The following is a 12,344-nucleotide window of genomic DNA, read 5'->3' on the forward strand; positions in this document are numbered from 1 at the left end:
GTGCGTTCTTTTATTTGCCGCTAAGCTATCACCAATTAAATCCAAGAGGCGATATTAATGAAGCGTCCAACATCAACACGTGTGAGGGGAGCTGGCTACTCGCCACTTATCGAATCCACACCAACTACGTCAAACAAACACTCAGCTGCTAGCCGTCATTCGAACACAACTAATCAATCCAGTTCACAGAACAGTGCGCCAGCAAGCTACAGCTCGTCAGTCCACGACTATCAATCTCAGGCTGAGGCGGAATTTGAATGCCGAATTAAAATCCATGCGCCAAAAGACGATTTAAATACTCTTCGACCGGGAGTTTTTTCTCTGGCGAAAACGGCAAAAGAACCGCTTATTAAACGCTGGGGAAAATTAGAGAAAACCCAACCGTCGCCCTGTACTGTATTATCAGCAGAATGTTTCGAAGCCGAAGACAAAACCCTTTTACACGAACTTTTTCAAGACGTCGGCTTACAACAAAAATACACTGTCACGCCAAAACCGCTCGGCAGTGAATATACCAATGCTGAATTCATTCCTTTTATTCCTGCCGTCGAGACCAAAGGTCTACTGGGATGGGCAGCGCAAGGCTTTTACTATTATTTCCATGATGGAAAGTTAATGCATGAAATGGCCATTCTTGGTAACGACAAGTTTTCTTGGCAAATGACCACTTCCAACGTGCATGGCATTACAGAAATACTGGCCAGCTCCAAAACATTCAACACCGTACTGGTACCGGTCGCAATCGAGGGTAAGAAAGCCGCACCCCAGCACATTTTCTACCGCCAAGAGAAGCTCACCAACGATGAGCTTGCCGAGATTAACCCAACTTGGTTGGAGCAAAATGCTACGCTCATTGATATTGCTGCCCTTAAAGCGATTGTGAAGCAGTCTTTGCTACCAAGAGAAAATACAGCGACACAATCGAACAACGAAACAAGCAAAGCGAAGACCCATAAAGTCAGTACCAACGACGATGGAACACCGGAACTATGGACGGATATTGCGCCTCAATATGGGTTGTCTGCAAAAGCATTGCTCAAGCTTAATCCAAGCTATGAAAGCGATCCGATCGCACTCAAAGTTGGTGATGTGTTGAATGTCAGTGCGGCTCAGCAACCACAAAAAGCGACCAATGCTGAACAAATATGTCCTCAAGAGACCTTTGCGGTTGGCCAAGCCTATCCACTTGGAGATGTTTGGGGAGAGTACACGAAACGCGATGTGTGGGGGGAATATTCGGACTTAACGCAGCCCTCTTCAGTGATCAATATATTTAATCACTCGGGATTGTCGCAAAACACGCCGGTATTGAATGTGCAAAAAATTGAAAGCCGCGTATTACGAGTGGCCGTTTCTTTCGTCGAAGACGACATACAGTTGACGCACATAACCAGCCTGTCTTCAGTCTAGTTTGCAAGACTTGCTGATCGACAAGGCAAATCAAGATGCCACTTGAGGGAGAACCTCCCTCATCACTCATATTCAAAATAAGTGAACACACGCATGTACGGTGAAACGAACACTTCGGCGGCTACCTCAAGCCAAGCGAAAAAAAGAAAGAATGATGCCTCCAACTCCTCACAAGGAGGTTCAGCAACTAAGCGCTCGCGCGAGGATCAGACAAAAGAAAACGCCGACAAGTGGGAAGCGTTTCAACGAGATTGGCAAAACCACGTTGAAGAGAACAACCTCACTATCGCAGACCAAGCCGCTGAAGCGCTAATACGCTTTAACTACCGCTACGTGGTTAACGACAACACAGGTGCGCTCAAGTATGAGCCTGTCAGCGTCGATCAGGTTTTGAATAACTATCGCGAACTGGAGCGTGTTTACTACCGCCGACAAATCCACGATCCAAGTCCGGTGCAAACTCGACAACAAAGCCAACATTCAACGTCACCAAGCGCTTCTCGTTTTGAAGTAAGAATAGAGCCTCAATCCACCACGGGCACTGCTTTGATTGTTCCCTCTGTCGGTATGCCGAAAGAGTTTAAGATCAAAGAGAAACTGGAAGAGTTGTATTGGTACACAGAAGGCAGCGACAGACCCGTGTACTTGTTTGTGCACCAAAGCGAACTGAACTTATATCACGAGCAAATGGGGACACTACTTCAAGCAGCTGGCATAGGTTTGGTTGGATGGGCGTTCGAATCTGGCACCGTTGGTTTTGGTGCAACAAGAAAGGCTGTTGTCGATTTTTGTAAACTCAAACAACTCAAAAAAGTCACCATGATGGACTGCAATGTGTTGATGTCTGAAATGGATCTTATTTCCGCAGCGGAAGAAGCCACATCGGAAGTAAAAGATGACACCACCCTGTACATCTCACTTGGTGTGACAAGTGGAGACACCTACGAAAAAGGCTCAAAAGCGCCGAAAGGGTTGCTCAACGAGGGCGCAGTAAAGGGCCGACCAATCGAGCAGTTCACCATGCTCAACCGCAATGTGTTGTTTGACCCTGCGTTTATCTCTTCTTCCGAAGACATTGATGTGTCTAACGATATGAAGTTCTTCAATAGCATCAACCAGCAAAAGTCGATTGCTCTAAAAGACTTAAAACTGCACCAAAAACTTAAGGATGAATTGGCAAGTCAGTACCCAAGAATCAACAAACTCCGTTTAAGCCCAACATCTCAGGTTTACAACGAGCGGTTCACAGCACATCTGACTCAAATTGCTCAGAAAGAGCAGAACATGGTGATTGAAGTCAAAACCGGAACCGAATCAAACGCGCAAAAGCACAAAGTGACGGTGAAAACACTCAGTGAATTTATTGCCGCAAAGCTTGGGAAAGATGCTCTTCGCATTCAATCTCTGATCATTGAAAAGATGCTGGTGAAGTACAAAGACATGAGCATGAACTCGGGCTATCAATATGAAGCGGAAGGGCTGGAAGAAACACAAGCGGCGCTGTCCTCTAGTAAGCGTTCATCGAATAAGAACAGGGATGCCTAAGTCAGCACGAGAGGCCGATTTCCCTTGGTCAACTGTTTAAAAAATCAGGTTACCAAGGGAGAGAGTTTAAAGTCCGAGGTTACGCATTCAATTCCAACTGCCAATACCCGACAGACTTCTTCTCGCCGAACTTGAGCCCGATATTAGGAAACTCCCCTACCTTCTTGAAACCCAGTCTCTCATGCAATCGGATACTCGATTCGTTAGGCAACGTAATCACACCAATCACGTTCTTAATCTGTTTCTCTTTCAGGTTATCGAGCAAGTGTGAATACAAAGTGCTGCCAATGCCTTTGCTGGTGATGCCCTGCTTCACGTAGATAGAAGGTTCTACGGTAAAGCGATACGCAGAGCGCGGCTTCCATCGATTGGCATAAGCGTACCCCAATACTTGGCCGCCGACCTCGGCCACCAACCAAGGTAAGCCTAAACTCAGCACTTCTTCTATTCGTTGCTGCATCACCTCGACGGAAATCGGTTCTTCCTCAAAAGAAATCGACGTGGACTCCACATAGTAATTATATATTTCAACAATTTGAGCTGAATCCGTGTCTTTAACTTCTCTAATTTCCATTCGTCATCCTTAATCCCTAACACATACCCAAAGTGAGCGAGGAGCGAAGCTCCAATGCCCTTTCTCCAGCTTTAAACCTTTTCTACAGTCGCTTTTCCATAAGTAAAAGATCCCAAACCTCGTTATCAAAACAACGGGTTCCTGATTCATGAGAAGTCACTTTGAAACCAAGCGATTCATAGCAATTCTTCGCGACAGTATTACGCTCAAACACCGCCAACGACAAGACTTGAGCACGGTGCTGAGTTTGAGACAGTTCGATGAGCTGCGTGAGCATGACCTTTGAAATTCCTTGCCCTCGAAACGCGTTGGCGATGAACACGCGACAAATACGAAAGTGTGAATCTGAGACTTTGAACAGCTCAACATACCCCGCCTTCTTTCCGTCGCAAATTAGGATAAACGGGAAGACTTCAGGTTTGGAGCAATGAGCACTGATTTGTTCATCATCCAAAGGGAAATGAAAGTTTGGGCCTCCCCACTGGTAGTTCAATTTGTTTGAATCAATCCAGCGGATGAGTGCCTCGTAATCTTCCTTTTCAAATGCTCTCAGTTCCATCTTTGCCTCTGCCATGTTTCACCGTAACAATTGTCTACGACTGCGGTTGTGCTATTTAATGAGCCCTAAGATCTCTTTAAACTCTGGTGCTCGGCAATCTTCTACCATTTCATACAAACACATTTCGACGCCCGTTAGACCAACGCCATTCGCGGTCAGTTTTGCAAGCGCTAACGCTTTGTTCGCTGGCGTTCGGGAAGAGACACAATCGGTCACCAATTCCACTCGGTAACCCATTTGACGTAGCGACACCGCGGTTTGATACACACAAATGTGCGCTTCGATACCACAAACTAGCCAAGTGTCGACTTTGGCATTTTCTACCGCGAGTTTGAATGTCGGTTCTTTGCAACCATCAAAGGTGTACTTAGCGATGGGTAAGTGATCTTTCGCGAGCACTTCACGAATCGGCTCAACCGTTGGTCCCAAGCGATCTGGGTTTTGCTCCAACCACACTATCGGCAAGTTGAGTGCTTTTGCGCCTTTGACTAACTTGGTGGTGCTTTCAATCAGTGCTTCGCTTTCGTGCATGAGCGTTGCCAACTTACCTTGCACATCGACAACAATCAGTCCGGTGGTGTTTTTCGATAACATTCTCATCTCCTATGAGTGGGCTCAAATATCACTCTGCTCAAGCCTTTGAATAAAACGAATGTACCAGAAGCGCAGGATAATCAGATGGGCAAATTCGCAAAGTTATTGTCCGCTCACGCTATTTGAATCGTTCTCGAAACAGTTCAATCAGCACTTTTACCTTGTTCGGCAAAAATAGATTGGATGGATAAATCAGAGTCAAGTGCTGCTTAGGATGCGTAAACTCTGGCAGGACTTCCACCAGCATGCCGTCTTCCAATGCGGGCTTGGAATGCACTTGAGGGATAAACGCAATGCCGTTGCCTGCGATAGCCATAGAGCGAAGCAAATTCAAATCGTCTGATTTCAATGCCACATGCAATTCAGCGTCGAGTAAGTCCGCGTTGTAACGGTTGGTGAGCAAACGATGGTGCTTTAAATCTTCCATGGTTTTTAATGGTGGATGCGCCTCTAGGTAGGCTTTAGACGCCACAAAATGGCTGCGATAAGGCAACAGGCTGAACTGAACATAACTGTCATCCGACACTTTCGCCACGCTAGGAAGAAGCTGAAGATCAAATGCCTGACGCTTGAGATCGACACTCTCTTGGTGGTTTTCAATCTCCACCGACATCTCAGGGTAACGCGTGGTGTATTCGTTAATGATCCAGTTAAACGCGGCAGAGCTCATCAATGCAGACGGAATCGCGACGCGCACTTTGCCCGTCAGTTCTTGTTGATATTCGTGCATCACATTCAAACCTTGCTGAATGTGCTCAATCGGTTGCCCCACCAGCTCAAATAAACGCTTGCCGTGCTCGGTCAACTCAATGGTTCGCGTGGTTCTAATCAGCAATTGGCAGCCTAGCGCTTTTTCCAACTCCTGTAGTCTGCGGCTCACTTTGGAGCGCTGTAATTGGTTAGCGTCTGCGGCAGCACTGATGCCTCCGTGTACAACGGTTTGGCTAAACAGGTGAAGATCATCAAAACTTACGTTCATTGTCCTACTTTTAGGTCATTCATGCACTTAATGTCATTCTACTGAACTGTGACCAACTTCTCTATAATCGCCTGTCTTATTTGCTTGTTAGCGCCATAAATTCAGGTATCTCTTATGACAGCGGATCATAAATTCAAACACTGGATGCGAACACTTATTGTCCTGTTCATTGTACTCTTTTTCTACATCATCATTGCTGACCGTCACGCGCCAATCACCACCGAAGGGCGAGTTCAAGGTTATGTGGTGCAAGTCGCGCCAGAGGTCTCTGGCAAAGTAACCGACGTGCTTATCGACAACAACCAGTCAGTACACAAAGGCGATGTGCTATTCAAAATCGATGACCGAAAATACAAAATTGCCCTAGAGCAAGCGGAGTTGTCACTGCAATCGGCTTACGAAAAAGAAGCCACCCTTTACTCACAACGTGAAGCTGCATTGGCGAACATTGCACGAGCAGAAGCGACCTACAATAACGCACACCGTGAATATTCACGTTTGCAAAAGCTGTCAAAACAGAAAGTGATTTCTCAATCCACGTTGGACAATGCTTTCGCACAAAACCAAGTATCACGAGCGGCACTCAAAGCAGAACAACAAAACTTGAAAGTGATTGAAGCACAACTTGGTGACAAAAAAGGCCAAAGCACAGCAGTCCGAATCGCGAAAAACGGCATTGAGAAGGCACAGCTAGACCTAACCAACACCGCAGTCCTAGCTCCGAGTGATGGCGTGGTAACGAACCTACAATTGGAAGTCGGCACTATGGCAAACACCAACATGCCATTGCTCACGTTTGTCCCAACAGGCTCAATGTGGGTAGCAGCGGATTTCCGTGAGAAGTCTGTGGCAGGAGTAAGCAAAGATTACCACGCAATGGTGGCATTCGATGCAAATCCAGGTTCTGTGTACGACTTCGAATTATCGAGCCGAGATTACGGTGTCGCAGCCGCACAACAAACTCCAAACGGCGCACTGACCAAAGTTGAAGTGAACAACCGTTGGGTACGTGATGCGCAGCGAACTCGCGTGAACCTTACCAGCGAAGAAGCCTTGCCTTCCTCTCTGTTCGTTGGTTCTCGTGCCACCATCGTTCTTTACCCAGATAACAGTCCGTTCTGGGCAATGATGGCACAAGTTCAAATCTACCTTGCTAGCTGGTTCCACTTTATCTACTAGGCGGCTGCGATGAAAACCTTACGCATTTGGTTCGGCTGCTCAATGGGTTTGGCGTTGAGCATGATCTTTGGTTGGTCTTACGGTTTCTTTGCCGTCATGCTGCCACTGTTCGTGCTCGGCCGCATGGACCACTTCAGTCTGCCACTCGTCTTGATGGTGCTGTTCTCGGCGGTTTGGACCACGGTTCAAGCCACCTTTATTCTCGAATACTTGCAGTTCCATCCTACTCTGATGTTCGCGGCAGTGGGCATTATGATGCTGTTTAAATGCATCGCGATGATGAACCCAAAAACCTACTTGTTTGGTTACATGGGATTGTTGGTAGGCTCGATCGTACTGAACTTTGCGAGCTACGACTTCATGGATATTGAAGAGTTCAACGTCAACCTTTGGGTGATTTCGTTCAGCAATATCTTCGTCTGTGCCCTCGCCTATTGGCTATTTCCAGAGCCGGAATCGAAGATCTTACAAACAGAAATGACTACGCCAGTAAAAAGCGACATCGACTACATCAGCCAAGTTGCTATGGGTTGGGTGGTGGCGATGGCGGCGTTTTTGGTGTTCCAAATTGGTGATTTGTACGACTCGCTTTCGGCACAAGCGTCGATCCTCATCATCCTAACGCCAATGACACTGGCAGGCTCAATGGCCATGGCAAAAATCCGTATCATCGGTACCGCGCTGGGTTGTATTGCGGGTATGGCGGTGCAGTTAATCTTGGGCAGTTGGTTTGGTCATGGGTTGTTGTTCTGGCTGGCGTTTACCATCGCTATGGGACCATTCTGTTTGTGGCTAACGAAAGGCCAAGTCAAAGCCGCCATTGCGTTCTCGGCGATGTCTGCCCTGTCTGTTCCGCTGACCACATCATTAGTGCCTGAGCAGAAAGACGCGTTCTTCTCCATCTTGTACCGATTCAGTTCGATATTCGTTGCAGTACTGCTGACCACAATGGTGATGTGGGTGGTACACCACTGGATTCGCGTGATGTTATTGAAGCATCCTGAGATGAAGAATGTGGAATTGAATTGACGGGAAACGAACTATGCCGCTCACTTTACTGTGAGCGGCATTTTTATTTAGAAACGGTCAACGTGAACAACGAGGGACGGCGTTTAGAGCGTTCGTGTGTAATCATCGTTCATCTTCTCTGTGGGGAGTGACGATGTCTGAGTTCGTGGTCATCAACAACAAATACGTCCTCTACAGGGTCATTCCAGCAAGCCTAAGCGCGACTAGGAATCTGGTTTCAACAAGCTGTAGAATTGAGATAACACTGTGGTTCAACAGCACTTGGTTAGTAGATTCTGAATTACACTCGTCCCTCGTTTTTCAGAATGACTACGTTTAGAGCATGAGTGTGAAATGGGGTTCCCTACTCGCTCATCTTCGTTCTAGGGAATGACCCTAACTTGAGTTTATTGCGTCGAACCTAAGTTTTGATATTAGTCAGCCAACTCTTTTCGAATGATCTCAGCGCCTGCGCTGAGTGCATTAAGCTTTGCCGTTGAAACTTCACGAGATAGAGGCGCCATGCCGCAGTTTGTGCATGGGTAAAGTTTGTCGGCATCGACGTACTTAAGCGCTTCGCGCAGTGTTTCTGCAACCTCTTCTGGTGTTTCAATCTCGTTGGTTGCCACATCAATTGCACCAACCATCACCTTCTTGCCGCGAATCAGTTCTAGTAGCTCGATAGGCACACGCGAGTTATGACACTCAAGTGAGATAATATCGATATTGGACTTTTGTAGCTTCGGGAACACCTCTTCGTATTGTCGCCACTCAGTGCCCAGCGTCTTCTTCCAATCCGTGTTGGCTTTGATGCCGTAGCCATAACAGATATGTACTGCGGTTTCGCACTTTAGTCCTTCAATGGCTCGTTCTAAGCAAGCAATGCCCCAGTCGTTCACATCATCAAAGAAGACGTTAAATGCAGGCTCATCAAATTGGATAATATCGACGCCTGCCGCTTCAAGTTCTTTCGCCTCTTGGTTAAGGATCTTTGCGAATTCCCAAGCCAGTTTTCCACGGCTGCCGTAGTGATCATCATACAATGTGTCGATCATCGTCATTGGCCCCGGTAGCGCCCACTTGATCGGTTGTTTGGTTTGCTGACGCAAGAACTTCGCATCTTCCACAAACACAGGTTTGGTTCGGCTTACTGGGCCAACAACCGTCGGTACACTCGCGTCATAGCGATTACGAATGGTTACGGTTTTGCGGTTCTCAAAGTCTACGCCGTTTAGGTGTTCAATAAAGGTCGTCACAAAGTGTTGGCGAGTTTGTTCACCGTCACTGACAATATCGACCCCTGCCAGTTCTTGCTCTTGTAAAGAGACACGCAGCGCATCGCGTTTGCCATCAATCAACTCGTCGCCTTGTAATTTCCACGGTGACCAAAGCGTCTCTGGTTGAGCCAGCCAAGAAGGCTTAGGTAAGCTGCCCGCCGTTGAAGTCGGTAATAGTGTTTTCATCGTCATTCCCTTCTAGATTCTCGTTTTCGATTACGCGTAATTTGCAGACCATTGCTCAAGGATGGCTTGATAAGGCTTAATGAAGTGCTTCTCAGCAAACTTCCCTTGCTCTTTCGCAAGCTGGCTGCGCTCTTCGCGGTCATAAACGATTTGGGTTAACGAGTGATCGAGATTCTTCAAGTTCGGTTGGTAACACTGGCCGGCTACCGCGTTCGCGTTGTAAATCTCTGGGCGATAAATCTTTTGGAACGTCTCCATGGTACTGATGGTGCTGATAAGCTCTAGATTCGAGTAGTCATTCAACAAGTCACCGAAGAAGTAGAACGCTAACGGAGCGACACTGTTTGGCGGCATAAAGTAGCGCACCTGTAAGCCCATCTTTTTGAAGTACTGTTCGGTCAATGACGATTCGTTTGGCTGGTATTCAAAACCCAACACTGGATGCTGGTTGTCAGTACGGCGGTAAACCTTGTTGTCCGACACACTCAAACAAATCACTGGCGGCTTTTGGAAATGTTGTTGGTACGATTCCGACTTCACGAACGCTTTAAACAGTTTGCCGTGCAACTCACCAAAATCAGCAGGAATGCTAAATTGAGGCTGGTCTTTGTTGTGGTCTAACAGCAGAACGCTAAAGTCGTAATCGCGCACATAAGAAGAGAAGTTGTTACCCACAATGCCTTCGATGCGTTCATTGGTTTTGCGGTCAATAATGTTGGTTTTAAGCACTTCAATGGATGGGAACGCTTCGCCACTGCCTTGGATATCCATATCCACAGAGATGATTTCCAACTCGACACTGTAACGATCGCCATTTGGGTTATCCCAATGCGCCAAGGCATTAAAACGATTGTCGATCATACGCAGTGCATTGCGAAGGTTATTCTGGCGGCTGTCACCACGAGCTAGGTTGGCAAAGTTGGTCGTGATGCGCGTGCTGTCTGATGGTTGGTAGTTCTCATCAAAACGGATGCTCTTAATAGCAAAGTTGAAATCGTTATTCATGGTGAGTTGGTATCCTATTTCCTTAGATAAACGCTGACTGATTCCTAACTCTGTTCTTGGGGATGGTTGTGTTTTTTGATTTTCCCAATCGTCAGTGTGTGCAGCGTTTACTTCGAAAATTCAGTTCAAAAACAGCTGTCACAGTGCCTAACACCAGAGCAGTCTGTTTTTTATACTTGCTTCGTTACTTGAATAACATTGGTAATACTTCACGTTGAACATGAAGGAATTTCATGGTTTGAGGAAAAAACTGTCTAGTGCGCGTTACGCATACAGTCGATAAAGACCTCCATTGCAGGCGTGACACACTTTCCGGCATGGTAGCCACACAGTGGTTTGATCATTTGTGGTGCGTCGGTAAATGCGAGCTCTTGCAGACTGCCCTCTTGCAGTTCTTTTTCAACAGTGAAACGAGGCAGATACGAGATACCGATATTACTCTCTACACAGTTTTTGATGGTGTTAATGCTGCTCAGCTCAATCATGTTATCGATGCTGATGTTGCGCTCTTGGATGATGCTCTCAAAAGTCTGACGGAAAAGGCACTTAGGACCATTGCTGATGAACCCCAAATCAATGTGTTGATCCCTTTTCTGTAAATCCAATCCAGTTAAAAGCGGCGAAGCAACAAGGACTAACGGCTCTTGTTCAAACTCATGCACCTTGAGTGAATCATCATTACCGACACGATAAAACACACCCAAATCGGCTTTATCAGCAATCAATTCATCACGAATCTTGTAGCAGTTTTGTGATTGCAGAGAGAGCCTGACCTTCGGCGCTCGTATTCTGAATTCCTTCAAAACATTGGCCATTTTATAAGCGAGCTGAGTTTCTGCGATTAAAACCTTCAACTCTCCTGTCGGCTCAGAACTTTCCTGCTGTGCCGTGCCTTCAATGTTTTCCATCACTCGTGCGAGCTCATAAACGTACGGAAGGATCTTTTCTCCTGCCTGCGTCAGCACCATTTTTCGGCCGATCTTTTCAAACAATTGCAATGAGAGATCTTGTTCTAACTGTTTGATCTGAAAGGTCACTGTCGACTGAGTGCAATAAAGCTTTTGCGATGCTTTAAGAAACGAGCCTTCCTCAACAATGGTTTTAAACGTAAGGAAACGCTTTAGATTCATGACCAAACTCCTAACTGAATAGTTCGAAAAGTTAAAACTCTTAGTTTAAATATATTCAATTTTTTAATTGATTAACGCGAAGTATAGTGCACAAAAAACAGGAGAGATAGAGATGAGTGCCATCTACACCGCATTTTTCACCTACGTCATCATTACTTCGATCACGCCGGGTCCCAACAACATTTTGTCGCTCAGTGTTGCAACACAACACGGGCTAAAGCGTTCTACCAAAGTCATTTCTGGGATGTTCTGCGGCTATATTGTTTTGATGCTGTTGTGTGGCGTTTTCACTTATCACATGGTCAGCCTGCTTCCTGTGATTACACCTTGGCTCACGTGGGTGGGTGCGGCTTATATCATTTGGTTAGCTTGGGGAATCGCGACAAGTGATATCAAAACTACATCAGAAGATTCTGAGGGCATCACTTTCTTAACGGGGTTTGGTTTGCAGTTCGTGAACGTGAAAATCATTCTGTACGGCGTAACATCCATCTCGACATTCGTGCTGCCTTACACACAAAACATCTACTGGATCTTAACCACCAGCCTAGTGCTCGCATTTATCGCATTGGCGAGCAACTTGATCTGGGCAATCGCCGGCAAACTGCTTCAATCGCAATTTCAGAAATATGGTAAAGCGATCAATATGACTTTAGCGGCGACGTTACTTTACTGCGCGGTGCAGTTGTTTGTTTGAGTTTGAGAGCAAGTAAGAGCATTACTTAAAACAATTATCATTGCCTTAAATACCATGCAACCCGTCTTTTTACCCACGATTTTGCATGCATAGCATTGACAATAGATCAATTTTTTCGCCAAGAATCACGTCGTTAAAGAATGTAATAAGAACAGTTTTTTGCGATCAAAATCACAATAAATATGATACATAACGAATATA

At 46.2% G+C, this 12,344-nt stretch carries 12 protein-coding genes; 5 read left to right on the forward strand and 7 right to left on the reverse strand.

The window, feature by feature from the left end:
- Nucleotides 1-57: 57 nt before the first annotated feature.
- Nucleotides 58-1,410, forward strand: a complete 1,353-nt coding sequence (locus tag VCHENC03_RS07850) for a LysM peptidoglycan-binding domain-containing protein (protein WP_009706948.1) — start codon at nucleotides 58-60, stop codon at nucleotides 1,408-1,410.
- 93 nt (nucleotides 1,411-1,503) lie between these two features.
- Nucleotides 1,504-2,955: a hypothetical protein gene (locus VCHENC03_RS07845; protein ID WP_009706949.1), complete on the forward strand. Its 1,452-nt coding sequence runs from the start codon at nucleotides 1,504-1,506 to the stop codon at nucleotides 2,953-2,955.
- 79 nt (nucleotides 2,956-3,034) lie between these two features.
- On the opposite strand, the gene VCHENC03_RS07840 is transcribed toward VCHENC03_RS07845, so the two are convergent.
- The 4 genes from VCHENC03_RS07840 to VCHENC03_RS07825 form a co-directional block, all read right to left on the reverse strand.
- Nucleotides 3,035-3,529, reverse strand: a complete 495-nt coding sequence (locus VCHENC03_RS07840) for a GNAT family N-acetyltransferase (RefSeq protein ID WP_009706950.1) — start codon at nucleotides 3,527-3,529, stop codon at nucleotides 3,035-3,037.
- A gap of 82 nt (nucleotides 3,530-3,611) precedes the next feature.
- Nucleotides 3,612-4,088 carry a GNAT family N-acetyltransferase gene (locus VCHENC03_RS07835; protein WP_009706951.1) on the reverse strand — a complete coding sequence of 159 codons (477 nt, stop codon included), beginning with the start codon at nucleotides 4,086-4,088 and terminating at the stop codon, nucleotides 3,612-3,614.
- A gap of 51 nt (nucleotides 4,089-4,139) precedes the next feature.
- Complete coding sequence (locus tag VCHENC03_RS07830) at nucleotides 4,140-4,682, reverse strand: hydrolase (protein WP_005435018.1); 543 nt, start codon at nucleotides 4,680-4,682, stop codon at nucleotides 4,140-4,142.
- Between the two features lie 118 nt (nucleotides 4,683-4,800).
- The gene (locus VCHENC03_RS07825) at nucleotides 4,801-5,661 is read right to left on the reverse strand and encodes a LysR family transcriptional regulator (protein ID WP_009706952.1); all 861 of its coding nucleotides are present in this window, start codon (nucleotides 5,659-5,661) and stop codon (nucleotides 4,801-4,803) included.
- 114 nt (nucleotides 5,662-5,775) lie between these two features.
- Here VCHENC03_RS07825 and VCHENC03_RS07820 point away from each other — a divergent pair, with 114 nt between their 5' ends.
- Nucleotides 5,776-6,840 carry an HlyD family secretion protein gene (locus tag VCHENC03_RS07820; RefSeq protein ID WP_009706953.1) on the forward strand — a complete coding sequence of 355 codons (1,065 nt, stop codon included), beginning with the start codon at nucleotides 5,776-5,778 and terminating at the stop codon, nucleotides 6,838-6,840.
- Between the two features lie 9 nt (nucleotides 6,841-6,849).
- Nucleotides 6,850-7,869 (forward strand): DUF2955 domain-containing protein, encoded by a 1,020-nt coding sequence (locus tag VCHENC03_RS07815; RefSeq protein ID WP_009706954.1) that lies wholly within the window; start codon nucleotides 6,850-6,852, stop codon nucleotides 7,867-7,869.
- Nucleotides 7,870-8,282: 413 nt separating this feature from the next.
- On the opposite strand, the gene VCHENC03_RS07810 is transcribed toward VCHENC03_RS07815, so the two are convergent.
- The 3 genes from VCHENC03_RS07810 to VCHENC03_RS07800 all read right to left on the reverse strand — a co-directional run bounded on the left by VCHENC03_RS07810 (nucleotide 8,283) and on the right by VCHENC03_RS07800 (nucleotide 11,446).
- A complete protein-coding gene (locus VCHENC03_RS07810; RefSeq protein ID WP_009706955.1) occupies nucleotides 8,283-9,311 on the reverse strand; it encodes a methionine synthase in 1,029 nt (342 codons plus the stop codon).
- Between the two features lie 30 nt (nucleotides 9,312-9,341).
- Entirely contained in the window at nucleotides 9,342-10,316 is a 975-nt protein-coding gene (locus VCHENC03_RS07805; RefSeq protein ID WP_009706956.1) for a DUF1852 domain-containing protein, read from the reverse strand.
- A 254-nt stretch (nucleotides 10,317-10,570) separates the two neighbouring features.
- Nucleotides 10,571-11,446 carry a LysR family transcriptional regulator gene (locus VCHENC03_RS07800; protein ID WP_009706958.1) on the reverse strand — a complete coding sequence of 292 codons (876 nt, stop codon included), beginning with the start codon at nucleotides 11,444-11,446 and terminating at the stop codon, nucleotides 10,571-10,573.
- Nucleotides 11,447-11,558: 112 nt separating this feature from the next.
- Between VCHENC03_RS07800 and eamB the strand changes: the two genes are divergently transcribed.
- Nucleotides 11,559-12,143, forward strand: a complete 585-nt coding sequence (gene eamB, locus VCHENC03_RS07795; RefSeq protein ID WP_009706959.1) for a cysteine/O-acetylserine transporter — start codon at nucleotides 11,559-11,561, stop codon at nucleotides 12,141-12,143.
- The last annotated feature ends 201 nt before the right edge of the window (nucleotides 12,144-12,344 follow it).

The sequence above is a fragment of the Vibrio sp. HENC-03 genome, from assembly GCF_000305755.2.
Classification (GTDB): Bacteria; Pseudomonadota; Gammaproteobacteria; order Enterobacterales; family Vibrionaceae; genus Vibrio; species Vibrio owensii.